Below are 25,900 nucleotides of genomic sequence, written 5' to 3'. Positions count from 1 at the left end.
ACCATGCATGCAAGAGAGAACATTCGCAATATTGCTATTATTGCCCACGTCGACCACGGCAAAACGACGCTTGTCGACAAGCTTCTACAACAGTCCGGAACATTTAGAGACCACGAGGCTGTTCAGGAGCGCGCCATGGACTCCAACGATCTGGAGCGTGAACGCGGTATTACGATTTTGGCTAAAAATACAGCTATTACGTACAAAGATTACCTGATCAACATTGTGGATACACCGGGACACGCCGACTTTGGCGGCGAAGTGGAACGGATTATGAAAATGGTTGACGGTGTTTTGCTCGTCGTTGATGCTTACGAAGGTTGTATGCCGCAGACTAAATTTGTACTGCGTAAAGCGTTGGAGCAAAACCTCACGCCAATCGTTGTTGTTAACAAAATTGACCGTCCGGCAGCTCGTCCGGCCGAAGTTATTGATGAAGTACTTGATCTGTTCATCGAGTTGGGTGCGAATGATGAGCAGTTGGAATTCCCTGTTGTTTATGCTTCAGCGCTGAACGGAACATCCAGTCTGGATGCCGAAAAGCAAGACGATAACATGCAGGCATTGTACGAAACCGTTGTGGATCACATCCCCGCTCCAACGGAGAAAGTAGATGAGCCTCTTCAATTCCTCGTAACACTGATGGACTATAACGAATATCTTGGCCGCATTGCAGTTGGCCGTGTAAACCGTGGTATTATCAAGCAAGGACAAGCGGTTACGGTTATGCAGCGTGACGGCAGCAGCAAATCAGCGCGTATTGAGAAGCTGTTTGGTTTCCAAGGTCTGAAACGGATCGAAACCGATCAAGCGGGCGCTGGTGACATTGTGGCTATTGCAGGGATCAAGGATATTAACATTGGCGAAACGATTGCCGATCCAAATCATCCTGAAGCTTTACCTGTACTGAAGATTGATGAGCCAACGCTGCAAATGACCTTCCTGGTTAATAACAGCCCATTCGCAGGTCGCGAAGGTAAGTGGATCACATCCCGTAAACTGCGCGAGCGTCTTCTGAAAGAACTTGAAACGGATGTCAGCTTGCGTGTTGATGAAACCGACAGCCCGGACGCATTTATCGTATCTGGACGTGGTGAGTTGCATCTGGGTATCCTGATTGAAAACATGCGTCGTGAAGGTTATGAGTTGCAAGTGTCCAAACCGGAAGTAATCGTGAAGGAAATTGATGGCAAGAAAATGGAGCCTATCGAACGTCTCCTCATTGATATTCCTGAAGAAAGCATGGGCGCAGTTATGGAAAGTCTCGGCTCCCGTAAAGCTGAAATGGTCAACATGATTAACAACGGCACCGGACAGGTTCGTTTGGAATTCCTGATCCCTGCACGTGGTCTGATTGGTTACACTACGAACTTCCTGACTTTGACTCGTGGTTATGGCGTAATGAACCATGCGTTTGACAGCTATGGTCCATTTGTTGGCGGTCAAGTTGGTGGACGTCATCAAGGCGTACTCGTTTCGACTGAAAATGGAAGCACTACATTCTATGGAATGATGGGTGTAGAGGATCGCGGTATTCTGTTCCTGGAGCCGGGTACTGAGATTTATGAAGGTATGGTCGTCGGAGAGCATACACGTGATAACGACATCGTTGTTAACATTTGTAAAGAGAAGCAATTGACGAATGTTCGCTCTGCAACAAAAGACGATACTGTTAAACTTAAAACGCCTCGTATCTTCTCTTTGGAACAGGCGCTCGAATATTTGAATGATGATGAGTATTGTGAAGTTACACCGAATGCCATTCGTTTGCGCAAAAAGATTTTGAACAAAAGTGAGCGCGAGCGTGCAGAAAAACAGCGTAAAACAGCACAAGCAAATTCGTAATTGATTGGATTGGTTTGGGCCACAGCGGCGACGCCCGGCAACGGGATGCGCCGCTGTATCTGTTTTAGGATTGTAAACTTGGAGAAAGTTTTATTTCTCAAAACGCAGGAAAAGGTGTTGAAGCATGAGTAATCTTTCTAACGGATTGCCTCCCCGGACACAAAGCGGGAAAAAATCCGCCAAACCGAAAAAAACGAAAAAGAAAAAAAGCTTTTTCAGATCGTTTATGAAGTTTGTTCTGTTTCTGCTCATTATAGGTATCTTGGCGGCCGGCGGTTACGCCTACTATCTATACAATCAGGTAGAGGATGTTTTGGATACGGGGATTAATAAAGAGGTGCCAAAAACACAGTTGGCCGAGGCCAAGCCTTTGACCATTTTGTTGCTTGGAACGGATTACCGCCCTGATCATCCAACTTATTTGTCGGACGTTATTATGGTAGCTACCCTGAATCCGAATACCAAGTCATCTACAATCGTGTCGTTGCCGAGGGATACGCGGCTGGAACTGGATGGATATAAACCTCGTAAGCTGAATGAGTACTATCCGGTGTTCAAGGCCAGAGAGAAAGAGTCTGGTGAAGTCGCTGAAGAGCAAATGAAGAAGATGGTCGGCAAATATTTGAATATTGACATCGATTATGTGACGGTTATTAACTTCCAGGGCTTCAGAGATGTTGTAGATAATTTGGGTGGCGTAGATGTTACGGTCGACAAAAATATGTGTTACCGTGACAGTGCAGATGGTACTAACATTAACTTGAAGGCAGGAGCACAACATTTGGACGGTGATCAGGCCCTTGATTTTGTTCGTTACCGTAAATCAAACTGTCGCCCGAGAACAGCTGAATCTGATGATTTTGATCGCAACCGTCGACAAAATCAGGTGCTTCATTCCTTGATTGACCAAATGCAGTCCTTTAGTGCTCTAAGCAAATTTAGTGCAATTATTAAATCCGTTGATAAGAATATGATGACGGATATTGAGTCTCAGCAAATGAAAAATCTCGTACAGACCTATTGGAATATTTCCAAGCAAAATGTGAATTACAAACCGGTAGCGGGAACGTGGCGCAGTCCTTATGTCTATATTGATGAGCAGCAGCTTGATCTGGCCAAACAAGCACTGCAAGAGGAATTATCCAAAAAGGCGAGTGACAATAATACTGTCTCTTCTTCCAATTCTTGAGTTTGTATCTTACTTCCCTCTTATGTTATACTCGCAGCGAGTAAAAGCTCTTATATGGCATAAGGGGGTTGAGGTATGTCTGAATGTGTAGCACGCCAAGTCTATGGTTTTGACATTCATACCCGTTTGCTGTCTAATATCGTTTGCTTTTTTGGTAATGAAATGAATGGAATAAGTAAGGTCCAGTGAGTAATCACTGGGCCTTTTGTGTCTGATCCCAAGGTGTACAGGCTCTAACGGCTCTAATTACCTACCAACTTTTCGTTGTTTAACGCTGTCTCTGGGGTCTTTTTTCAGGTAATCAGCAAGTATTGGGTACCCGGTGAATAGGTATAGGTATGAAACACGAGATTGTCCACGCCGCTTTGGAGGGGATCTAAATGAAGAAAATTTTTGTGCTGGATACGAATGTGCTACTGCATGATCCGAAAGCCATCTTTACCTTCAAAGAACATGAAGTGGTTATTCCAGCTGTTGTTCTGGAAGAAATCGACTCCAAAAAACGCAACGCGGATGAGATTGGACGGAATGCACGCAACGTATCGCGATTGCTGGACGGATTGAGGGAAGTAGGGCATCTGCACAGTGGTGTTCCGCTTCCGCAAGGTGGGAGGCTCAAGGTTGAATTAAATCACCGGAGCTTTTTGAAAGTTCAGGAGATGTTCGGGGAGGTTTCGAACGATAACCGAATCTTGGCGGTCGCCTTGAATTATCAGTTGGAGGAGCAGGAGCTACCTGAACCGCGTTCGGTCGTGCTGGTCAGTAAAGATGTGCTGGTGAGAATCAAGGCAGATGTGTTAGGACTGCTGACCGAAGACTATTTATCCGACAGAACCGGTGATCTGAGTGAGCTATATCCCGGGTACTCGGCAATTCAGGTGCATCCGTCCATCATAGATGAGTTTTATTCCAATCGTTTTTTACCTATCAAACCACTGGAGCTGTCTTATACGCTATATCCTCATGAATTCGTTATTCTAAAGGATGAAATGGGAACTGGAAAATCGGCTTTGCTGAAAGTGAATCAGGAGGCAGATCGATTGGAGCCTCTGTATTTAAGCAATGAATCGGTGTGGGGGATCAGTGCGCGTAATGCCCAACAACGGATGGCGCTGGAGCTTTTGCTTAATGATGATATCCCGTTGGTGACGATTACCGGAAAAGCAGGTACAGGCAAAACGTTGCTGGCGCTCGCGGCGGGTCTGCTCAAGGTAGAGGATGAACATCGCTTCAAGAAGCTGCTCATTGCCCGTCCTGTCGTTCCTATGGGCAAGGATATCGGTTATTTACCAGGAGAAAAAGAAGAAAAGCTTCGCCCGTGGATGCAACCGATCTACGACAATCTGGAATATTTGTTTGATGCCAAAAAATCAGGTGATATCGATAAAATTTTGATGGGCTTGGGCAGCATTCAGGTGGAGGCGCTCACTTATATTCGTGGGCGTTCAATACCTGGACAATTTATTATTGTTGATGAGGCACAGAATTTGTCCCGACATGAGATCAAAACAATCGTATCTCGTGTAGGTGAGGGGAGTAAAATTATTTTGATGGGAGACCCGGAGCAAATTGACCACCCTTACCTGGATGCCGCCAGTAACGGGCTGACGTATGTAGTAGAACGCTTCAAGCAGGAAGGGATTAGCGGACATATTATGCTGGAAAAAGGAGAGCGCTCCAAACTGGCGCAGTTGGCAGCAGATTTGCTGTAGCAGCTCCTATCACTATTCACTATCAATTTTTATATACTGCACAGCATTTTGTTGCAAATAAGAAGACCTCGGGAACATCCCCGGGGTCTCTTATTTTTGTCCATGTATTATTTATAAATAGCTATACAAGGGTGAAAAAGGCTTAATTCAGGCTCAGTTCTAGCTTAACCTCAAGTACCCCCGCTATGGTGCGTACCTCTGTGGCCTTGACATAAGAAATGAGCTGCTGCGGATAGAAGCCCAGATCAAAATCCTTTTCCAGCTTGTTACGGGTCGTATCTGGCAGCTCCAGTCCGTTAAAGACGAGCCGGTCCACATGGAACAAAATCGCATTTTGCGGTTCTTTCTCAACCGTATAGTGTCCCTCTACCCTCAATTTCATGGTCCCCTGTTGACCTTCTACAACAATACGATCCTGCCCGAAGGAAAAGTTGAAGTGATTAAATAATTCATTTTCCGATTTCAGAAAACGGTTAAAATCTTCCTCACGTATGCTTATCGTAATGACTTTGCCGTTTGTAATCATGGCTCCTTGCTGTTGTTGAATAAATTGAGGCAAATCCTGCATCGCTTGAGCCAGCGCTTTAAAATGCTTGTTCACCTCGTAGACGCCTACATTCTCCCAATAGGCTGTCATTTCGCTGATTAGCTTGCGTAGCGTATCCGGGTCATTGCTGTTGTTAACACCGGCATTTACACGCTCCTGAAGCAAAACAATGCGCTTACGTTGTTCCAACAAGTTTGTTTTGACCGTTCCCAAATCCGATGAGGCCCGTGTGACCTGTTCTTCCGTTTTTCGCATATTCCGATAATTGGACTCGTATTCCTGAAGCACATCCTGATCGTGGCTAACCAGCAACAAGTAGTAATCGTACAGGGAGAGAAGCTGTTTAAGATTTTTAGCTCCCAGCACTACACTGAGCAGCTTGTCCCTTTCGCCCATATAATAGGAACGCAGTACAGAACTCGCACGTTTCCTTTGCCTGATCATCTGCTCCTGCTGAGTGGCGAGATTGCTCCGCAGTTCCTGCTGACGTTGTAAAAGTATCTGTTGTTCCTGACTGATCCGCTCAATTTCATGATCAATCTCGACGATTGACAGACTATCTTGCAAAATCCGGTTTGCCTCTTCTGAAGGAGCGGCCAGAACAGGACGTACAGGCATGGTGGTTAGTATCAAAATGATCGTTAGCAGAGTACAACTTATCATTTTTAGAGTGGATCTGTTCATTGGTTTTCCCCTTTTATGTATTCCCGCAAAAAGTCTAACAGTAATATATATGTTCCTTTCTTATTCTTTAACCATTGATTTATTGTACAGCACCCAGAGGATGCTTGAAACCCGAAACTATATTTGTCCACGTATGAGTTCTTATAGAAATGGAAATACAATTTAGTATCAAATAGATTCTATGAACTCTACGAGAGGCATAGAAATGAATAAACAGCTTTTATACCCTATTCAAATACCGGTAAGACCGGTTCATGAAGACGGTTATTTCAGGATGTTGTTAGGAGGGCTAGAGGCATGACTGCAATAAGACAAGATGCATGGAGTGCAGAAGATGATTTGATATTGGCGGAGGTGACATTGCGTCATATCCGGGAAGGCGGAACACAGCTAGCCGCATTTGAAGAGGTTGGGCAAAAAATAGGAAGAACCTCCGCAGCATGTGGCTTCCGCTGGAACAGTTGCGTGCGCAAGCGTTATGATGAAGCCATCAGTATTGCTAAAGCGCAGCGTCAAAAACGCAGTTATATTCGCAAGCAGAGTCCAGTTGGTGTATCTCAGGTGGCGGCTTTTGCCACGCTTGATATGGGTGAAGGGGTATACAGAGCGGATGGAACGAGTGAGGATACGTTGTCCATCGACGCTGTGATCCGCTTTTTGCGTCAATGGAAGGGATCTGTACAGGAAACCAATCGACAAATTAAAATGCTGGAAAAAGATTTACGTGACAAGGAAGAGGAATTAAATCAACTTCGCTCTATTAATGACCGGCTGTCCAAAGAGGTTAACGAGGTGCAAACCGACTATCGTGTTGTAAATGATGATTACAAAGCCCTGATTCAGATTATGGACCGGGCTCGTCGCTTGGCTTTAATCACCGAGGATGAGGAAGAGCTAAAATCCAGATTCAAAATGGACGCCAATGGGAATCTGGAGCGCATTGAGTAGCAAAATTACAGCAGCACATGTTAAATAAAACGTCAACTCGCGCTTTGCCGTAGTTGGCGTTTTTTGTATTTCTCTAGAGTGCATATGATATAGTAGAAAAAAAGATGGAAGCGAGACGATACATAGGTGATTGATATTATTGGAGCAGGTTCGCTCGGATTGTTGTTTGCCGGGAGGCTGGCAGCCTCAGGCACGAAAGTAAGGTTATGGACACGAACGCTTGAGCAGGCACGTATCATTGCATGTGAGGGGATTACTGTGCTTGAAAAAGAGGGACAGGTTGCTGTTCATGTGATCGGAGACACATTGAAGGTAGCGCCGTTGGCAGATTGGCAACGCTTGAATTCACAGGTTTCGCCACGATGGATTTTGATAATGACCAAACAGGGGGCGATTGAGGAAGTATTGGAGCAGATTAAACCTGCGGATAATATCGAAAATGATATCGGAATTATTTGCTTACAGAACGGAATCGGACATATAGAACGAATCAGACAAGCCTGTCCTGAAGCTACGGTATACCCTGCGGTAACGACCGAAGGAGCCAAGAGAATGGGAGTAGCATCCGTCGTACATGCCGGGATGGGGGCTACGGAAATTGGCTGTCCGGATGAACTGGAGGAAGTACAGGCAGGGAGTTTCAAACAATGTGTGCTAAATCGTCTGCTTGCAGCAGGATTTGACGTTTGCTTGTCGAAAGAAATCGAGAACGGTATATACCGCAAGTTGCTGATTAACGCCGTGATTAATCCACTGACAGCAATATGGCGAATCCCCAATGGAGAGTTGCTTTCCGACCCGGGTCGTATACAAATGATGCGTAAGCTATACGAAGAGGGCATTCAAGTGTACGAAGCCAATGGTATTCGGTGGGACAGTGTATGGTGGGCTCAGATTATGAAGGTTTGCCGGGCAACGGCAGAGAATCAGTCGTCTATGCTGACCGATGTACTTGCACATTCCATGACGGAGGTTGCTTCCATTAACGGACAGCTGGTGCAGATGGCAGAGCGAGCGGGGGTTACTGCACCAACCCATGCGGTATTATGGAAATTAATTGAGGGCATGCGGCTAAAAGAGGGGTGATCAGTTGAGTCTCATACAAGGTACCATCATCACATTTAGTATTCTTCCCTTTTTTCCGTTTCTGATCGTGTTTGCGGTTTGCCGCTACCTGCTTAAAATGGAAAAAAAGAAGTCGCTGCTTATATCTATGGACATTACCACGGCTTTTCTGATACTATCCGTCGCGGCGCTCTTTAACGTCATTTTTGCATCACGATTCGGTTTTTATTTGATATTATTGTTGCTTCTTCTGGCGCTGGGTTTAATTGGAGGAGCCCAAAATCGAATAAAAGGTAAGGTCGATGGCAAAAGATTATGTAGAGCAGTCTGGAGATTGACTTTTATAGCAATGACATTGGCGTATATTTTATTAACTATTGTTGGCATATTTAAAAATATATTCAATAACATGTGATATAACATGACATGAAAACCTGAAAAAATATGAATTAATCATGTTTTTTTGAAAAAAAAGCTCAATTTAAAGAAATGTGATGTAGATTTTTTTGACCGCTGGTTGTATAATCTATAAACATATACCACTTTAGAACTAGGGGGAAAACGCTAGATGAAAAGGAAAAGCTTTTTAGTCCTTTTGACACTCATTCTTGCAGTTGGCGCACTGTTAGCAGGTTGTGGCTCCAGCAGCAAGAACGAAAACAATGGCAAGGGCGCGCAAGAAAATACCTCAACTACACCGGCTTCGGCAGACAAACAGATTTTGCGCATTAATTTGCTCTCCGAGCCGCCAACATTCGACCCGGCACAAGCTCAGGACAGTCAAACTAACACGGTTCTGAAAACATTGTATGAAGGTCTTGTACGCATGGGCCCTGATGGCAAAGAAATTCCTGGCGTAGCTGAATCCTGGAAAATTTCCGATGACGGCAAAACCTATACGTTCAAGCTTCGTGATACTGCAAAATGGAGTAATGGCGACCCGGTCAAAGCAAGTGACTTCGTATTTGCTTGGCAACGGGTATTGGATCCTTCAACGGCTCCAGCACCTCCATATGCTTACCAATTGTATTATATTAAAAATGCTGAGGGTTACAACCTGAGCACTTCTAAATCTTTTAAAGGCACTAAAATTACAGACTTCAAAGATGTAGGTGTCAAAGCAGTTGATGACCATACATTGCAAGTAGAGCTGGAACACCCAACTCCTTACTTCCTGGGCTTGACTTCTTTCTACACCTTCTACCCTGTAAACCCTTCTGTTAAGGGCAATGATAAGTGGGCGGTGCAGAAAGACAAGATGATCACTAACGGACCTTACACATTAACAACTTGGGACAGCGGTCAAAAGATCGAAGTGACCAAGAGTGAAAACTATTGGGGTAAAGACCAAATCAAGCTGAACAAAATCACGATGTCCCTTGTAAATAGCGGTGCAACAGAACTGGCTTCTTACAGAAGTGGACAACTTGATTATGCTGGTTTGCCAAACGGTGAAATTCCTACCGACCAAATTCCGGCTGTGAAAAAAGAATTGCCGAACGAATTTGAGGCTAAAGGGATTGCAAGTACGTATTACTATTTGTTTAATGTAACTGAAAAACCATTTAACAATGTTAAAATCCGTAAAGCGTTTGCGATGGCTATTCAACGCCAACCAATCGTTGAAAGAGTAACATTGGGCGGTCAAATTCCTGCATACGGCTTTGTACCTCCAGGTATCAAAGGAGTATCTCAAGAATTCCGTACTGAGCATAAAGACGATTACTTCAAAGAGGACTTCACTGAAGCGAAGAAATTGCTTCAAGAAGGTATGAAGGAAGAAGGCGTAACTACACTTCCTCCGGTAACCTTGCTGTATAACTCCAGTGAAAGTCACCAAAAAATTGCTTTGGCAGTCGCTGATATGTGGAAGAAAAACCTTGGTGTGGACATCAAAACCCAGAACCAAGAGTGGGGCGTATTTATCCAAACACGTAACAAGCTGAATTTCCAAATCGCTCGTGGTGGTTGGTCTGCCGACTACAATGATCCAATGACATTCCTGGATATGTGGACAACGGGCAATGGAAACAACAATGCGGGTTACTCCAACCCTGCATACGATGCTTTGATTCAAGCAGCAAAAACAGAAACCGATCCAGCAAAACGCATGGAAGATTTCGCAAAAGCAGAGAAAATTCTGGTTCAAGACGATATGGTAATGCTTCCGATCTACTACTATTCAAATGTTTCTTTGACGAAACCGAATGTAAAAGACATCGCTCTTGACTTTAGTGGAGCGATTGATTTCACAAGAGCGTATATTACACAGTAACTAAAGCTCAATTCTGAAGTTTGATAGTTACTTCGGGATATATATGTGGGTACAACCATATATATCCCGTTTTTTTGTGTGTCATGGTCTTTTCCATTATCATGTAACCATGCAAATAAGTAGGTTGGACATTCCAATTCTATTTCGATAAAATCGAATGGTGTCGAAAAAAATTTATGGGGGGTGTAAACGGGCAATGACGCGTTATTTGATCAGTAAATTTTTCTATATGCTGCTTTCTTTGTTCATTCTGATCTCTGCGACGTTTTTTCTCATGAAAGCAATTCCGGGTAACCCCTTCATGAGTGAAAAAGCGACTTCTCCTGAGATTCAAGCCCGGTTAATGGAGCAATATGGGCTGGATAAGCCTGTATATGTCCAATATTTTAAATACTTAGGTGATATTGCTTCAGGTGATTTTGGTATTTCTATGAAAAAGCTGAATCAAAGTGTGACTGACATTATTGGACAAACTTTTTCGGTATCGCTTAAATTGGGCTTTGTCGCCATAATTGTGTCGATTATTGTCGGACTCTTGCTAGGTATGCTCGCAGCTTTGTACCATCGCAGGCTTATTGACAACGTAGCAATGATTTTAGCGATTATGGGGATTGCAGTTCCCAGCTTTGTTCTAGCATCGTTGATTCAGTTCTACTTTGCTCAGGAGCTAGGCTGGTTTAATGTTATGGGCTTTGATGGTCCAATGGATTACGTCCTGCCTGTTGTCGCTTTATCCGCTTCGCCAATTGCGTTTATCGCTCGACTAACGCGTTCCAGCATGCTGGAAGTACTTCATGCGGATTATATCAAGACTGCCAAAGCTAAAGGTTTGAAACCTGTTACTGTAATGTTCAAACACGTTGTACGGAACGCCATTTTGCCGGTTGTTACCTATGTGGGGCCGATGACGGCAAATATTATTACCGGTTCTGTCGTTATTGAACGTATTTTCGGGATTGGTGGTATCGGTAAAGTGTTCGTAGAGAGTATTACGACCCGTGACTATACTATGATCATGGGAGTAACTATTTTTTACGGCATTTTGCTGATGGTGGCACGTTTTATTACTGATATTGCATACGGTTTTATTGATCCACGGATTAAGCTGACCGGCGGGAAGGAGGGATAACTTTATGTCTGTGAAAGACAATGCTGTGAATTTGGAGAAACTTCAGGTAAAACCGGAAGACTTTCAGAAAATCGGAGCGGATGAGAGGCAGTCTGAAGTTATTCAGCGCGAAAGCTTGTCCGCCTGGCGTGATGCTTGGGAGCGACTTCGTAAAAATAAGATGGCTATGACAAGCTTGAGTGTTTTGATTCTCATCGTACTTGCTTCTATTATAGGTCCGGAAATTTCGAATTATGATGACCGCACGAATGATTTGTTGAGCACCAATCTTCCGCCTTCCGCGGAACACTGGTTCGGAACAGATGATTTGGGCCGTGATATGTTTGTACGTACATGGATGGGTGCCCGAATTTCCTTGATTATCGGTTTGGCCGCAGCAATGATTGACTTGCTGATTGGTGTAATTTATGGTGGAATTATGGGTTACTTTGGTGGCCGTGTAGATGAAATCATGAATAAATTCTCTGAAATTCTGTATTCCATTCCTTATCTGCTTGTTACGATCCTATTGCTGGTTGTACTGGAGCCAAGTATCACAACCATTATTATTGCGCTCTGTGTGACCGGGTGGATTAACATGTCGTGGATTGTGCGTGGTGAAATGCTACAGCTGAAAAATCGGGAATTTGTGCTTGCTTCCCGCTCGATGGGAGCTGGTGCAGGTCGTCTGCTGTTCCGTCACCTGTTGCCTAACGCAGTGGGCCCGATTATCGTCACATTGACTTTGACGGTTCCAAGTGCTATTTTTTCCGAGGCTTTTCTGAGCTTCTTGGGATTAGGGGTACAGGCTCCTCAAGCGTCGCTGGGTTCAATGATTGAATCAGCTCTGACAGGATGGATGTACTATCCTTGGCGTATGCTTTTCCCGGCAGGTTTGATCAGTTTGATTATGCTTGCGTTCAACCTTTTTGGTGATGGATTGCGTGATGCGCTTGATCCGAAGCTGAAGAAATAGGAGGTGAGATCATGGTGAGTAGCAACAATTTAATTGAGGTTGAAGGTCTTAAAAAGTATTTTAATGTTGGCAAAAACCGTGTGCTCAAAGCGGTGGACAACCTGAATTTTTATATTCGCGAAGGCGAAACACTAGGTATGGTTGGTGAATCAGGTTGTGGTAAATCTACAGCGGGCCGTACCATTCTTCGCTTATATGAGCCTACAGCAGGTAGCGTGCGCTTTAACGGTACGGATATCTACAAATTATCATCAGGTAAAATGAAAGCCATGCGCCGTGATATGCAGATGATCTTCCAAGATCCGTATGCATCCTTGAACCCGCGTTTTACGGTTTCTGATATTATTGGTGAGGCACTGGATATTCATAACATGGCAGGCAGCCGTGCTGAGCGCAAAAAACGGATTGAAGAGTTGCTGGATCTGGTAGGTTTGAACCCGGATCATGCAACCCGTTATCCCCATGAATTTTCCGGTGGTCAGCGTCAACGTATCGGTATTGCCCGTGCGCTGGCGGTTAATCCTAAATTCATTATCTGTGATGAGCCGATCTCGGCTCTTGACGTTTCTATTCAGGCTCAGGTTGTCAACTTATTAAAAGAGCTTCAAGAGCGTCTTGGTCTGACATACCTGTTCATTGCGCATGATCTCTCGATGGTCAAGCATATCAGTGACCGGGTAGCCGTAATGTATATGGGTAAAATGGTTGAGCTTGCAGAAAGCGCGGAGTTGTATGCAAACCCGATCCATCCTTATACGAAAATGCTTCTATCGGCGATTCCGGTTCCCGATCCGGAAGTTGAAGCTAACAAAAAACGGATTATTATGCCTGGCGATCAAGCCGGTCCAATTCATACAAATGATGCATCCGGCAATAAGTCAGGAGCCTATAACCTGGAAAATGCCAAGCTGATCGAAGTGTCCAAAGGACATTTTGTAGCTGAGCCTTACGCCTGATGTTGTTTTATGCACCAACCGCCGAGTTTGCTCGGCGGTTTTTTTGTGAGAAGCTTTGACGCGGACAAGGGCTTTCGGTACAATCAAGCAGTAAGGTTTTGGTGGAGACAGGAGGCAGACCCATGAGAATAATTCCGGCAGAGCTTCGCGGAGGGTCGGCTTTGGCAGAAGATTACATACAGGGTACAGGACGCGCACGCGATTTGTATGAATATGATGTTCTGCATGCCGATGCTTATGCCCAACGAGCGAAGCGACTGGATGAGACGGAGCATCTACGATTAAACCGTAAGGATGTCGTAGCATGTCTCCGCATATACAATGAGCAATACAACGCACACGAGGCGGTTTATGCTTCATTGGATCGGCTGGAGCAACCAGACGCTCTGGTGGTAGCTGGCGGGCAGCAAAGCGGACTGTTCACAGGTCCGATGCTGGTCGTTTACAAAGCTGCTACGATTATTAAGGCGGCCAGGGAAGCGGAAGAACGGCTGGAGCGTCCGGTTATTCCCGTTTTCTGGATTGCGGGTGAGGATCATGACTGGGATGAAGTCAATCATACCTATGTAATGGCGAATGACCCGCAAGCAGTCAAAATCAAGCTCAATAAGCAGCCGGAACGTCGTTCTTCGGTTAGTGCCATTAAGGTCGATGCCGCAGAGTGGAAGCAAGCCATGGCTGATATAGAGCAAAGCTTGCCCGACTCAGAGCATAAGGCTGATATTTTGCGCATGATTGAGCATGGTTTCGATGACTCATACGGACTAAGTGAAAGCTTCGCCAAACTGCTGGGACTTCTTTTCGGCGCCTACGGATTAGTGCTGCTTGATTCTGCTGATCCTTCGTTGCGCAAGCTGGAGGCATCCGTTTTCCGTCGGTTGGTTCAGCACAATGATGAACTGGAGCAAGCTTACCGGGCGACTGCTGCACGGATTGTAGATTACGGCTATCATTTGCAAGCAGATGTTCATGAAGGCGGCGCGAATCTCTTTTATATCCATGAAGAAGAACGCTTGCTGCTGTTCAAGCAAAACGGGTTGTTCACGGATCGCCGCGGTCAGGTGGCATTTACAGTCGAAGAACTGCTCGAAGAGACAGACAGGCACCCGGAACGTTTTAGTAACAATGTCCTAACCCGTCCTCTTATGCAGGACTCACTATTTCCGGTGCTGGCCTCTGTGCTGGGACTAGGAGAAATTGCCTACTGGGCGATTACTCGGGATGCCTTCGGCGTGCTGGGGATGCAGATGCCATTACTGCTGCCACGGATGTCCTTTACGTTGGTAGAGCCAGGTGTGGAAAAGCATATGTTGAAGTATGAATTGAGCTTTGGCGAAGTTAGAGACGGGCTTGAGGAACGGAAAAAGCAATGGATTGTCACTCACGACCAGCTTGGAATGCAGGAGCAGTTTGCAGGGGCCAAGGAAGCTTTTGTTCGTATATACGAACCGCTGATACAGCAGTCAGGCTTGATTGAAAAAGGTTTACTCCGGCTGGGAGAGACCAATCGCGAGAAGATTCTGGAACAGATTTCCTATCTGGAAGCAAAAGTTCAGGAAGCACTGTTCCGGCAAAATGAATCAGCGCTTCGTCAATGGGATCGTATCGAGTGGTCACTTTTTCCGTTCGGACAGCCGCAGGAACGGGTGTATACGATTTATCATTTTCTAAACCGTTACGGCCTTGGCCTGATCGATATGATTATGGATGTGCCTACCGATCTGGCGGGTACGCATCGTGTCATTTATGTATGATTTAGCATGCTAAAAGCAACAACCAATATGAAGGAGGAATAAAATATGACTTCGCATTCTTTGCAAAACAGCATCGTTTACGATATTAAACTGGCACCTGAGGGCCATCTGAAAATTGATTGGGTGGAAGCCCATATGCCGGTTTTGAACCGTATACGTCAACAGTTCGAGCAGGAGCAGCCTTTTAAGGGTCTGAAGGTAACTATTTGTCTACATCTGGAGGCCAAAACGGCCTATCTGGCTAAAGTAGTACAGGCGGGCGGGGCTGAGGTCACGATTACGGGTAGTAATCCATTGTCCACACAGGATGATGTTTGTGCAGCATTGGTTGAAGATGGAGTTACGGTATTGGCTAAATACAATCCGGACCCGGCTGAGTTTAAAAGCTTGCAAATTAAGGCGCTGGAAACGAAGCCGGACCTTATTATTGATGACGGAGGCGACCTGGTTACTCTGTTGCAATCCGAACGACCTGATCTGATTTCTACCATCCGTGGTGGAGCTGAGGAAACGACAACCGGAATTATCCGCTTGAAGGCGCTCGAAAAAGAGGGTCAACTCCACTTCCCGATGGTGGCCGTTAACGATGCTTACTGCAAATATTTGTTCGACAATCGTTATGGTACTGGGCAGTCAGCATTCGACGGTATTATTCGCACAACCAACCTGGTTGTGGCAGGCAGCACAGTCGTCGTAGTGGGTTATGGCTGGTGTGGTAAAGGGGTTGCGATGCGTGCGAAAGGGCTGGGAGCCAACGTGGTCGTAACCGAAGTTGATCCAATCAAGGCAGTAGAAGCGCATATGGATGGTTTCCATGTGTTGCCAATGGTGGAAGCAGCCAAGCTGGGTGACTTTTTCATTACGGTGACTGGCAACAAAGCCGTAATTACCGGAGAGCACTTTGATGTCATGAAGGACGGGGCTGTGCTGTGTAATGCGGGGCATTTTGATGTGGAGGTTAGTAAGCCTGAGCTTGCCAAACGTTCCGAATCCATTCGGACGGTGCGTCGCAACATTGAGGAGTACCGCTTCAAGGATGGACGTAAAATGTATTTGCTGGCAGAAGGACGCCTCGTGAATTTGGCTGCGGCGGATGGTCATCCTGCGGAAATTATGGATACCACATTTGCACTTCAGGCGCTTGGCTTGAAATATGTGAACGATCGTTATAATGAGTTGGGTAAAGCTGTAATTAATGTACCTTATGAAATTGATGAGCAGGTAGCCCGCTTCAAGCTCGATAGCCTGGGAATCAAGATTGATTCTTTAACAGAAGACCAAAAGGTCTATCTGGATAGCTGGAATGCATAACTTGAGCATTGCCGGTCACGTTGGCCGGGTTCAAAGGTTTTAACGTGTAACACAGGTGTTTGTATAGGATGGTATGATGAATGAGACTAGGCCCTTTATTTTCATGTTGTTTCGAAACCTGATGCATATTGTCGGGAGTTCGTCTTCATGGAAAAAGGGGCTTTTTGGCGTGTTACGATACGTGGCAACAATAATAGACATCACCGTACGGATTTGTTGTTTATTACTTTTTGGAAATGTAAAGAAGGTCTTTGATTTTTTAAAGCGAATCTATTATGCTTAGGTGGTGGAAAGTGGGCCAAAGTGGGAGAATGGGGTAAGGGGTGACGAAACCAATGTTTATGGGGGAGTTCCAACATAGCATTGATGAGAAGGGTCGGCTTACTGTTCCGGCCAAGTTTCGTGAACTTCTCGGTGCCTCGTTCGTAGTTACCCGCGGGCTGGACCAATGCCTCTTCGTGTATCCCATGGATGAGTGGGCTGTCATGGAGAAAAAACTTAAAGCACTGCCTTTGATGAAGGCCGATGCGCGGGCGTTTACCCGGTTTTTTTTCTCGGGCGCGACTGAATGCGAATTGGACAAACAGGGCAGGGTAAATTTACCGGGGAATTTGTGCGAATACGCTAAGCTTACCAAAGAGTGCGTCGTATTGGGAGTGTCCACCCGGGTAGAGATTTGGAGCAAGCACACTTGGGAGCAATATTTCAGCCAATCAGAAGAAGCATTTAACGACATTGCTGAGAAATTGGTTGATTTCAACTTTGAATTGTAATTTAGGAGGTCAGCCGTTTGTTTCACCACATTACCGTACTCAAGGAAGAAGCAACACAGGCACTAAACATCAGGCAGGACGGGATCTATGTGGACTGCACGTTGGGAGGGGCAGGACACAGTTCCGTCATTGCGTCACAGCTTGGCCCTGAGGGAAGGCTGATAGCCTTTGATCAGGATGACTGGGCATTGAACAATGCGCGTGAGAAGCTGTCGGCCTACGAAGGAAAGATTTCATTGGTGAAATCCAACTTTCGCCACCTGCAGGACAGGCTGGCTGAACTGGGATTGCCCGAAAAAGACGGCGTCCCGCAGGTCCAGGGTATTTTGTTCGATCTGGGTGTGTCCTCGCCCCAGTTCGATGAGGGGGAACGGGGATTCAGCTACAATCATGATGCGCCGCTAGATATGCGGATGGATCAGAGTAGCTCGCTGACGGCTAACGAGATTGTCAATGAATGGTCTGAAGCAGAGATTGCGCGTATTTTGTTTCATTACGGAGAAGAGAAGTTTTCACGCCGGATCGCGAAGATTATGGTTGAACGTCGAAAAAACAAGCCAATTCACACAACAGGGGAACTTGTCGATATTATCAAAGAAGGAATTCCGGCTGCGGCACGCAGAACCGGGGGACATCCGGCCAAACGCAGCTTTCAGGCTTTGCGAATCGCTGTGAATGATGAGTTGGGTGCACTGGAAGATACTTTGCATCAGGCAGTAAAATGTCTGGCTCCAGGGGGCAGAATTTCGGTTATTACGTTCCATTCTCTGGAGGATCGGATATGCAAGCATATTTTCAAGGAGTATTTGGCGAAAAGCATCTATCCATCTGATTTGCCTATTTTGGAGGACAAAATGATAGGGGATCTGAAGCTGGTGAATCGTAAGCCGATTGTGGCGTCAGAGCAGGAATTGGAGCTTAATCCACGGTCCCGGTCAGCCAAGCTGAGAGTTGCCGAAAAATTGTAAATTTAATGGAGAAGGAGAGGCGACATGGCTTATACACGCGGTAATTTGGCTGTAAAAGAAAGAGCCCGTCAGGAACAGGTTCAGCAACAACGGTATCGTGAAACCACTAAAGTCGTTACACGCCGTAGAGAGCTGCCGATTCGGGAAAAGCTGCTGTATCTTTTGACACTTGTAACGTGCATTGTCATTGCTGGTATGCTGATTGGCAGATACGCGCACATTTATCAAATCAATTATTCGATTAATACAGCGAGCAAGGACATTTCCAAATTACAGACCAATATCGCCCAACTGAAGATTCAGAAGGAACGGCTGGAAAATCAGATTGTACCTACGGCAAAGGAACAGGGATATATCGAGCCGACTAGAGAGCCCATTCGTGTGGAAAAGCAGGCTGCCAACTAGTTAGTTAGGGCATAGCATTAAGCTATGCTCTGACGTACATTTTTTTGCAGAGAGGTTGAGCTATGGTCAAAAGAATAAAGCTTCGCACACTGCTGATAGGGGGATGTATTACCCTCTTTTTTCTTGTTCTGTTACTTAAGGTATTTTGGATTCAGGTCGTGAGCGGGGAATACTGGCATAATCAGGTAGTTACGCAGGTGGAAAGAGACCAGGTGATCCAGCCCAAGCGCGGAACGATTACGGATCGTAAAGGAAATGTACTGGCTACAGATGCCCCTGCCTATACGGTAGTGGTCAACCCAAGCATCATTCAGGAATATGATCTGGAAAACGAGGTCGTAGCCAAACTGCATCAGCTGCTCAAAACACCTGAGGACGAACTGAGAAAGCATCTCTCGGCCAAGGACAAGAAGGGAAACTATTTAAAAAACCGCGAGATCCGTAATGGAGGCTGGAAGGTAGATCCTGAGGTCAAGGTACAGGTGGATACGTTCAAAGAATATTTAAAGGATAAGTACAAAGTGATTGGAGCTGTGGACACGGTTCAGGAATCCAAACGCTATTATCCGGAAAATAAGCTGGCTTCTCATGTTCTTGGCTATTACCGGAAAGACGGTACAGCAGGCATGGGATTGGAAGCCTATTATAATAAAGAGCTCTCGGGCACGGCCGGAAAGCTACTTTATCAGCGGGATCTAAAGGGAGTTCCTCTTCAGGGATCGGAGAGCAATTATGAACCGGCACAAAATGGTAAGAATTTAAAGCTGACGATTGATGACACGATTCAGTATTATATAGAAGACGCTATGCAGGAAGCTATTGCAACATACAATCCGAAAACGATGACGGTTGTAGCGGCAGATCCCAAAACGATGGACGTTCTCGGTATGGCGAGTTATCCTAATTTTAATCCCAATACATACGGGAGCACATCGTCAATGGATTTTTTCCGCAATAATGCAACTCAGTCCATTTATGAGCCAGGCTCTACGTTTAAGATTGTAACCTTGGCTGCGGCAGTTCAGGAAAAGGTATTCAACCCAAATGAAACCTATCAGTCTGGTATGATCCGAGTTGGGGGATGGGATATTCGTGACGTGAGTCGAAATTGGGGAACGTTAACCTATCTTCAAGGGGTTAAGCGTTCAAGTAACGTCGGTTTCGTCCATCTGGGGCTGTATAAGCTGGGCGGCGAAAGGCTGAAGAAATATATCAACAACTTCGGATTTGGTGTCAAAACAGGTATTGATCTTCCGAGTGAGTCTAGCGGGGCCATTACGTTCCACACCCAATACAAATCCGAAGTCGCAACGGCTGCATATGGACACGGACGTGTTCAGGTAACGCCAATCCAGCAGGTAGCGGCTATCTCGGCCATTGCTAACGGTGGTAAGCTAATGCAACCTCATCTGGTGAAGGAAATTACGAACCCGGATACAGGGGAAGTACAGACGATTCAACCGAAGGAAGTCCGCCAGGTGATTTCGCAGGAATCGGCCCTACAGACCAGCAGCTATCTGGAGCAGGTCGTGTCTGACCAAGAAATTGGAACCGGGCGTCTTGCTTATATTGACGGGTACCGTGTTGCTGGTAAAACAGGTACGGCGACGAAAGTCGTGGGCAAAGTGTATGACCATTCGAAGGATGTCGTGTCCTTTATCGGCTTTGCACCCGTGAATGATCCGAAAATAGCTGTTCTGATTGTTATGGACGAACCTAACAAATCGGTAGGTGGCGGTACGGCAGCAGCCCCTGTGTTCAAGAAAATCGTATCCCAGTCGCTGCAATACATGGGGGTTCCCAAAACGGGGGCCAAAGCGAATAATAAATCAGATAGTGCTGCTGTGAAAACGGTGAATTTGCCGACGGTGCCAAAATTAACCGGTCAGGTGAAGAAGGATGCACAAAACGCATTGCTCAAACAGGGGATTGCCTATGAAACGGTTGGCAAAGGCTCCAAAATTGTCCGTCAGTACCCGGAGGCAGGCGTTAAAATGAAGCCGGGACAACGCATTTATTTGCTGACCGAGGATAGTGCCAACATGACCATTCCCGACTTTACAGGTGTCTCGTTGCGTGACACGCTGCAAGTGTTGACGCTCATGAAGGTGGGCGTTCAGGTAAGCGGCGAAGGTTATGTTGTCTCGCAAAAGGCACAAATGGTGAGTGGCAAGCGAATCGTCAGTGTGACGCTCCAGCCGGCCAAAGAAACCGTGACCGGAGTAAAGCCGGAGGAAACACCGGACTCGACTACTGGCGTAGCAACTAACCAAACAGGCAGTACAGCGAAAACGAATACCGATACAAAAACCGATACCACTGTGAGTACCAGCTTTAACGGGGATACTTCCAAGGGTGGGGTCTCCGCTGTAGCCGATGAAAAAAGCGCGGCTGCGATTAAAGGCGAGGATAACTGATAGCTTGTTCTAACGTCCGTTTTTTTGAATATTCATGAGGTAAGACATGTCATGAGTATTTGGAGGAACGGAGGGGAGTGCGTTTGAAGAAATCTAACGTGACCATGCGGCGCAGGCTGGTATGGGGGCTGCTGGGATTGTTTGTACTGTTTGCAGCCTTGTCAGTCCGGCTCGCCTATGTTCAATTGGGTAAAGGGGGCGAACTCTCGGCCAAGGCTGAGGAATCGTGGCGCCGAAATATACCTTTTGCCGCCAAACGCGGCGAAATTTTGGATCGGCAAGGTACGGCGCTGACCTATAATGTCACTTCGCCGACAGTCATGGCGATACCGGTGCAGATCAAGGAGCCGGAAGAAACGGCGCGCAGGCTGGCGCCCTTGCTAGATATGAGCGAGGATAAAGTGCTCAAACTGATTACCAAACGAACAGCAAGCCAAAAACTTCAGCCCGGCGGACGAAAAATTACGATGGAGAAAGCGCAGCAAATTCGTGATTTGAAGCTGCCGGGTATCGTTGTTGCTGAAGACAACAAACGTTATTATCCTTATGGCGATTTGGCGGCTCATATTCTCGGGTTTACGGGAATTGACAATCAGGGGTTGACAGGTGTAGAGAAAAAGAATAATAGCAAGCTTCGCGGTATTGACGGAAGCATTGCTTATCTATCCGATGCAGGCGGTCGTCTGATGCCCGGCTCTTCTGAGAAGTACGTTGAACCCAAGGATGGTCTGAACTTGCAACTGACCATTGATAAGTCTGTACAGTCTATCATGGAGCGGGAGCTTGACCAGGCCATGGTCAAATTCCAGGCTAATTCCGCGTTGGCCATCGCAATGAACCCCAAAAATGGGGAAATCTTGGGTATGGCCGGGCGACCAGGCTATGAGCCGGCGCTATACAAACAATATGCACCTGAAATTTACAATAGAAATCTGCCGATTTGGATGACATACGAGCCAGGCTCCACTTTTAAGATTATTACTTTGGCTGCTGCATTGGAGGAGAAGAAGGTCGATCTCAAAAACGATCGCTTTTTCGACCCGGGGTACATTGAAGTTGGCGGGGCCCGCCTGCGCTGTTGGAAAAAAGGCGGCCACGGTAGCCAGACTTTCCTTCAAGTCGTGGAAAATTCCTGTAATCCAGGCTTTGTAACGCTGGGTCAGCGTCTGGGTAAGGAATCGCTTTTCAAGTATATTCGCAATTTCGGGTTTGGCAGTAAAACGGGCATTGACATGATTGGTGAAGCAAATGGTATCTTATTTAAGTTACCCCAGGTAGGACCGGTAGAGCTGGCGACAACCGCTTTTGGCCAAGGGGTATCTGTGACTCCGATTCAGCAGGTGACGGCCGTGTCTGCTGCGATCAATGGCGGCAATCTGTATAAACCGCACATTACCAAAGGCTGGATTCGCCCAGAGACAGGGAAGGTGCTGGAAAAAGTAGAGCCTGAACTGGTGCGCAGAGTCATTTCAGAGGATACCTCCCGACAGGTAAGGGAAGCGCTGGAGAGCGTCGTAGCCAAAGGCACAGGCCGTCCCGCTTTTATTGAGGGTTACCGGGTGGGTGGCAAAACAGGTACAGCGCAAAAGGTGATCAACGGACGTTACTCTTCCTCGGAGCATATTGTATCCTTTATCGGTTTTGCCCCGGCGGATGATCCGCAAATTGTCGTCTATACCGCTGTGGATAACCCGAAGGGCATTCAATTCGGCGGGGTGGTCGCTGCGCCAATCGTGCAAAATATTTTGCGGGATTCGCTGCTTGCTCTGAAAATTCCACCTCGCACCAATCAGATTGCCAAGGAATACAAGTACGGGGAAAACCGAATTGATACGGTGCCGGATTTGGTAGGTGCTACTGTGGCTGATTTATACGAAGATATGAATATGAACTTTATGCTCGTAAAATCCGGGTCAGGCAAGACGGTGGTCAGTCAGGCACCAAAGCCAGGCTCCCGGCTGGAGCGGGGATCAACAATCCGTATATATATGGGGGATTGATAGGTTCTTTTTATACCCATACTAAGATTAACGAGAGAGCAATGGAGGAATGAAAGATGCAGCTTCAACAATTGGCTTCACTGCTGGCCGCCTCCCGCATTGTGGGGGACGGTACAGTGGACTGCCGAGGAATCGGGGCGGACTCACGCCGGGTACAGCAGGGAGATTTATTTTTGTGTCTGCCCGGTTTTACAGTTGACGGACACGATTATGCACAGCAGGCAGTTGCGTCCGGAGCGGCGGCTTTGGTTGTGGAACGGGAATTGAATGTACCTGTACCACAACTTATAGTCAAGGATGCCCGGTACGCAATGGCGGTTTTGGCTGATTATATGTTTGATTCACCGAGCCGCCGTATGCGCATGATTGGCATAACCGGAACCAATGGCAAAACAACTATAACTTATCTAATTGAAAAAATCTTGAACGATGCCGGAATGAACACTGGACTGATCGGAACGATTCAAATGCGTTACGGTGGTCAGTCCTACCCTATGTCCGGTACCACACCCGAGGCGGTAGAGCTGCAACGCTATCTTGGAAATATGGCGGAGCAAGGGGTCCAATGCTGTGCGATGGAGGTATCTTCACATGCACTGGAGCAAGGGCGCGTGAAAGGAACTGATTTTCGCACCGCTATTTTTACGAACCTGACGCAGGATCATCTGGACTACCATAATACGATGGAGGAGTACCGTGCGGCCAAAGGATTGTTGTTTTCTCGGTTGGGAAATACCTTTTCGCGGGATGCGTCGGACAGTAAATATGCTGTTCTGAATGCGGATGACCCGGCCTCCTCCTATTTTCAGGCTATCACTGCGGCCCAAGTGATTACATACGGCGTGGAAAAGGAGTCGGATGTGCAGGCATCCCATATCGCTGTAGGTGCCAAGGGCACATCCTTCCATATCTCTACTTTTAAAGGAGATACCGATATTGAGCTGCGCATGGTGGGCAAGTTCAATGTGTATAACGCTTTGGCAGCCGTTACAGCCGCTTTATTGGAAGGAGTGTCTCTGCCTGATATTAAGCACAGCTTGGAGTCCATAGCAGGCGTAGACGGACGGGTAGAGCCTGTAGACGAAGGTCAGCCATTTGCAGTTATCGTGGACTATGCCCATACACCGGATGGACTGGAGAATGTGCTCCGCACCGTTAAGGAGTTTGCAGTTGGCAAAGTATGGTGTGTATTCGGGTGCGGCGGGGACCGGGATCGTACAAAACGTCCTTTGATGGGAAAAATTGCTGCTCAATACAGCGATCATGCTTTTATTACCTCGGATAATCCGCGGACAGAGGACCCGGAAGCTATTTTGAAAGACATTGAGCAAGGGCTGATTGATGAAGGTATACCCGCAGAACGTTACGAGCTGATTACAGATCGTAGAGCTGCTATTCATAAAGCTGTTGAAATGGCAAGCCCTGACGATGTAGTATTGATTGCGGGAAAAGGTCATGAGACCTACCAGTTGATCGGAAAAACGGTGCATGAATTCGATGACCGCATCGTAGCCAAAGAAGCGATAAGGGGTTTATCCAAGTGATGAAAAGAACAATCGGTCAAATCGCCTCCATGAGCGAGGGAACACTTCACATAGAGGCGGACGCCGAACGAATGGTTGAGGGCGTTTTTACAGATTCACGCAAGCCGCAGTCCCAGGGGCTGTTCGTTCCACTCACGGGTGAACGGTTTGACGGACATGATTATGTGCAGCAGATTGTGAGCGGAGAAGGCGCAGCTGCTTTTTTATGGCAAAAGGATCACGGTGCACCTCCGGCAGGGAATGCGATTGAAGTAGAGGATACCTTGGTGGCCCTCCAGCGTCTTGCGGCCGCATATTTGCGGGAGACGGGTGTACCTGTCGTAGGGATTACCGGAAGCAATGGCAAAACGACGACAAAAGACATCGTCAACGCTCTGTTGGGTACGACCTTTAAAGTACACAAAACCGAAGGGAATTATAACAACCACATCGGTCTGCCTTTAACGGTGCTGTCCATGCCGCAGGATACGGACATCCTGATTTTGGAGATGGGCATGAGCGGACGCGGGGAAATTCGCCTGCTGACGGATATTGCCCAGCCTGATGTAGCGGTCATTACGAACATTGGCGAATCGCATTTGCTCCAGCTCGGTTCCCGTGTGGAAATAGCACGTGCAAAGCTGGAAATCGTCAGCGGTCTCAAACCCGGAGGCTTGCTGATTTACAATGGAGATGAACCGCTATTGCCGCAAGTGCTCGCGGAGCCCGAAACGGTTAAGCCTGACGGTTTGAAGCTGTTCACGTTCGGTATGTCTGCGGATAACGATGATTATCCAACTGGAATAACTACGGATGGAGAAGGCAGTTTGTTCACGACGGCCCAATCCGACAAGGATGCTTTCCGGCTTCCATTGCTTGGTCAGCACAATGTTGTGAACGGTTTGGCAGCACTGGCGGTAGCGCGTCATTTTGGGGTGGATGCAGACCATGTGCGCGAAGGGCTGTCGGCTTTGAAGTTGACAGGCATGCGCATTGAGGTCGTGAGCTGCACCAATGGGCTTACCGTGCTGAACGATGCTTATAACGCCAGTCCGGCTTCAATGAAAGCTGCAATTCAGACGTTATCCGGTTACGAAACGAAGGGACGTAAAATCGCCGTTCTGGGTGATATGCTAGAGCTGGGTCCCGAGGAAAAGCAATTCCACGAGGAAATTGGGCTTTTTGCAGCGAAACATGACGTAGACGTGCTGTTCACCTACGGTGTGTTGGGCACGTCCATTGCGCATGGGGCGCAAGCGTCCATGCCGTCTGATGACGTACATGCTTATGAAGGTAAGCAAAAGCTGATCCAAGACCTGCAAGCTTACCTCCGTGCCGATGATATCGTGCTGGTAAAGGCATCCCGAGGGATGCGACTGGAAGAAATTGTGGATGCGCTGAAAAACGGTCCACTACAGAACTGATGTTGACGAGAGGGAGACTC

The 25,900-nt window shown here is 46.8% G+C and carries 20 protein-coding genes; 19 read left to right on the top strand and 1 reads right to left on the bottom strand.

Going from position 1 to position 25,900, the window contains the following annotated elements; genetic code table 11:
* Positions 1–3: 3 nt before the first annotated feature.
* The 3 genes from typA (at position 4) to E0698_RS13380 (ending at position 4,746) form a co-directional block, all read left to right on the top strand.
* Positions 4–1,845, top strand: coding sequence for a translational GTPase TypA (gene typA / locus E0698_RS13390; RefSeq protein ID WP_134913473.1), 1,842 nt, complete (start codon positions 4–6; stop codon positions 1,843–1,845).
* Between the two features lie 124 nt (positions 1,846–1,969).
* Positions 1,970–3,034, top strand: coding sequence for an LCP family protein (locus E0698_RS13385; protein WP_192511880.1), 1,065 nt, complete (start codon positions 1,970–1,972; stop codon positions 3,032–3,034).
* Between the two features lie 380 nt (positions 3,035–3,414).
* Positions 3,415–4,746 (top strand): PhoH family protein, encoded by a 1,332-nt coding sequence (locus E0698_RS13380; RefSeq protein WP_134913475.1) that lies wholly within the window; start codon positions 3,415–3,417, stop codon positions 4,744–4,746.
* A gap of 142 nt (positions 4,747–4,888) precedes the next feature.
* Here the strand turns inward: E0698_RS13380 and E0698_RS13375 are convergent, their stop codons facing one another.
* A complete protein-coding gene (locus E0698_RS13375; protein WP_192511879.1) occupies positions 4,889–5,977 on the bottom strand; it encodes a hypothetical protein in 1,089 nt (362 codons plus the stop codon).
* Between the two features lie 297 nt (positions 5,978–6,274).
* Between E0698_RS13375 and E0698_RS13370 the strand changes: the two genes are divergently transcribed.
* The 16 genes from E0698_RS13370 to E0698_RS13295 all read left to right on the top strand — a co-directional run bounded on the left by E0698_RS13370 (position 6,275) and on the right by E0698_RS13295 (position 25,880).
* Positions 6,275–6,925 carry an RsfA family transcriptional regulator gene (locus E0698_RS13370; RefSeq protein WP_192511878.1) on the top strand — a complete coding sequence of 217 codons (651 nt, stop codon included), beginning with the start codon at positions 6,275–6,277 and terminating at the stop codon, positions 6,923–6,925.
* A 126-nt stretch (positions 6,926–7,051) separates the two neighbouring features.
* Positions 7,052–8,011 carry a 2-dehydropantoate 2-reductase gene (locus E0698_RS13365; RefSeq protein WP_192511877.1) on the top strand — a complete coding sequence of 320 codons (960 nt, stop codon included), beginning with the start codon at positions 7,052–7,054 and terminating at the stop codon, positions 8,009–8,011.
* Positions 8,012–8,015: 4 nt separating this feature from the next.
* Positions 8,016–8,405 carry a DUF3397 domain-containing protein gene (locus E0698_RS13360; RefSeq protein WP_134913479.1) on the top strand — a complete coding sequence of 130 codons (390 nt, stop codon included), beginning with the start codon at positions 8,016–8,018 and terminating at the stop codon, positions 8,403–8,405.
* A 153-nt stretch (positions 8,406–8,558) separates the two neighbouring features.
* On the top strand, positions 8,559–10,265 hold the full coding sequence (locus E0698_RS13355) for a peptide ABC transporter substrate-binding protein (RefSeq protein ID WP_192511876.1): 1,707 nt from the start codon (positions 8,559–8,561) through the stop codon (positions 10,263–10,265).
* A 196-nt stretch (positions 10,266–10,461) separates the two neighbouring features.
* Positions 10,462–11,394, top strand: coding sequence for an ABC transporter permease (locus E0698_RS13350; protein WP_014282453.1), 933 nt, complete (start codon positions 10,462–10,464; stop codon positions 11,392–11,394).
* 4 nt (positions 11,395–11,398) lie between these two features.
* Positions 11,399–12,349: an ABC transporter permease gene (locus E0698_RS13345; protein WP_192511875.1), complete on the top strand. Its 951-nt coding sequence runs from the start codon at positions 11,399–11,401 to the stop codon at positions 12,347–12,349.
* Positions 12,350–12,360: 11 nt separating this feature from the next.
* A complete protein-coding gene (locus tag E0698_RS13340; protein WP_187644770.1) occupies positions 12,361–13,305 on the top strand; it encodes an ABC transporter ATP-binding protein in 945 nt (314 codons plus the stop codon).
* Positions 13,306–13,427: 122 nt separating this feature from the next.
* On the top strand, positions 13,428–15,059 hold the full coding sequence (gene bshC, locus E0698_RS13335) for a bacillithiol biosynthesis cysteine-adding enzyme BshC (RefSeq protein WP_192511874.1): 1,632 nt from the start codon (positions 13,428–13,430) through the stop codon (positions 15,057–15,059).
* A gap of 45 nt (positions 15,060–15,104) precedes the next feature.
* Positions 15,105–16,370: an adenosylhomocysteinase gene (locus E0698_RS13330; protein WP_192511873.1), complete on the top strand. Its 1,266-nt coding sequence runs from the start codon at positions 15,105–15,107 to the stop codon at positions 16,368–16,370.
* Between the two features lie 335 nt (positions 16,371–16,705).
* Positions 16,706–17,143, top strand: coding sequence for a division/cell wall cluster transcriptional repressor MraZ (mraZ, locus tag E0698_RS13325; RefSeq protein WP_007431201.1), 438 nt, complete (start codon positions 16,706–16,708; stop codon positions 17,141–17,143).
* 17 nt (positions 17,144–17,160) lie between these two features.
* Complete coding sequence (rsmH, locus tag E0698_RS13320) at positions 17,161–18,111, top strand: 16S rRNA (cytosine(1402)-N(4))-methyltransferase RsmH (RefSeq protein ID WP_134913483.1); 951 nt, start codon at positions 17,161–17,163, stop codon at positions 18,109–18,111.
* Positions 18,112–18,135: 24 nt separating this feature from the next.
* On the top strand, positions 18,136–18,516 hold the full coding sequence (locus E0698_RS13315; protein ID WP_025685739.1) for a hypothetical protein: 381 nt from the start codon (positions 18,136–18,138) through the stop codon (positions 18,514–18,516).
* 62 nt (positions 18,517–18,578) lie between these two features.
* On the top strand, positions 18,579–20,933 hold the full coding sequence (locus tag E0698_RS13310) for a penicillin-binding transpeptidase domain-containing protein (protein ID WP_192511872.1): 2,355 nt from the start codon (positions 18,579–18,581) through the stop codon (positions 20,931–20,933).
* A gap of 83 nt (positions 20,934–21,016) precedes the next feature.
* Positions 21,017–22,933 (top strand): stage V sporulation protein D, encoded by a 1,917-nt coding sequence (locus tag E0698_RS13305; protein WP_149093320.1) that lies wholly within the window; start codon positions 21,017–21,019, stop codon positions 22,931–22,933.
* Positions 22,934–22,989: 56 nt separating this feature from the next.
* Positions 22,990–24,477, top strand: coding sequence for a UDP-N-acetylmuramoyl-L-alanyl-D-glutamate--2,6-diaminopimelate ligase (locus E0698_RS13300; protein ID WP_192511871.1), 1,488 nt, complete (start codon positions 22,990–22,992; stop codon positions 24,475–24,477).
* Complete coding sequence (locus E0698_RS13295) at positions 24,477–25,880, top strand: UDP-N-acetylmuramoyl-tripeptide--D-alanyl-D-alanine ligase (protein WP_192511909.1); 1,404 nt, start codon at positions 24,477–24,479, stop codon at positions 25,878–25,880. The genes E0698_RS13300 and E0698_RS13295 overlap by 1 nt, the downstream gene beginning before the upstream one ends.
* The last annotated feature ends 20 nt before the right edge of the window (positions 25,881–25,900 follow it).

The sequence above is a fragment of the Paenibacillus sp. 23TSA30-6 genome (genome assembly GCF_014858585.1).
GTDB lineage: Bacteria > Bacillota > Bacilli > Paenibacillales > Paenibacillaceae > Paenibacillus.
This window is presented reverse-complemented; position numbering and strand designations above follow the sequence as displayed.

Excerpts from the sequence above, each read along its gene's own strand:
- mraZ (WP_007431201.1), top strand. The coding sequence starts at position 16,706 with ATGTTTATGGGGGAGTTCCAACATAGCATTGATGAGAAGGGTCGGCTT.
- E0698_RS13385 (WP_192511880.1), top strand. The coding sequence starts at position 1,970 with ATGAGTAATCTTTCTAACGGATTGCCTCCCCGGACACAAAGCGGGAAA.
- E0698_RS13350 (WP_014282453.1), top strand. The coding sequence starts at position 10,462 with ATGACGCGTTATTTGATCAGTAAATTTTTCTATATGCTGCTTTCTTTG.
- E0698_RS13330 (WP_192511873.1), top strand. The coding sequence starts at position 15,105 with ATGACTTCGCATTCTTTGCAAAACAGCATCGTTTACGATATTAAACTG.
- E0698_RS13355 (WP_192511876.1), top strand. The coding sequence starts at position 8,559 with ATGAAAAGGAAAAGCTTTTTAGTCCTTTTGACACTCATTCTTGCAGTT.
- E0698_RS13370 (WP_192511878.1), top strand. The coding sequence starts at position 6,275 with ATGACTGCAATAAGACAAGATGCATGGAGTGCAGAAGATGATTTGATA.
- E0698_RS13295 (WP_192511909.1), top strand. The coding sequence starts at position 24,477 with ATGAAAAGAACAATCGGTCAAATCGCCTCCATGAGCGAGGGAACACTT.
- E0698_RS13310 (WP_192511872.1), top strand. The coding sequence starts at position 18,579 with ATGGTCAAAAGAATAAAGCTTCGCACACTGCTGATAGGGGGATGTATT.
- E0698_RS13375 (WP_192511879.1), bottom strand. The coding sequence starts at position 5,977 with ATGAACAGATCCACTCTAAAAATGATAAGTTGTACTCTGCTAACGATC.
- E0698_RS13345 (WP_192511875.1), top strand. The coding sequence starts at position 11,399 with ATGTCTGTGAAAGACAATGCTGTGAATTTGGAGAAACTTCAGGTAAAA.
- E0698_RS13380 (WP_134913475.1), top strand. The coding sequence starts at position 3,415 with ATGAAGAAAATTTTTGTGCTGGATACGAATGTGCTACTGCATGATCCG.
- bshC (WP_192511874.1), top strand. The coding sequence starts at position 13,428 with ATGAGAATAATTCCGGCAGAGCTTCGCGGAGGGTCGGCTTTGGCAGAA.
- E0698_RS13315 (WP_025685739.1), top strand. The coding sequence starts at position 18,136 with ATGGCTTATACACGCGGTAATTTGGCTGTAAAAGAAAGAGCCCGTCAG.
- E0698_RS13340 (WP_187644770.1), top strand. The coding sequence starts at position 12,361 with ATGGTGAGTAGCAACAATTTAATTGAGGTTGAAGGTCTTAAAAAGTAT.
- E0698_RS13300 (WP_192511871.1), top strand. The coding sequence starts at position 22,990 with ATGCAGCTTCAACAATTGGCTTCACTGCTGGCCGCCTCCCGCATTGTG.
- typA (WP_134913473.1), top strand. The coding sequence starts at position 4 with ATGCATGCAAGAGAGAACATTCGCAATATTGCTATTATTGCCCACGTC.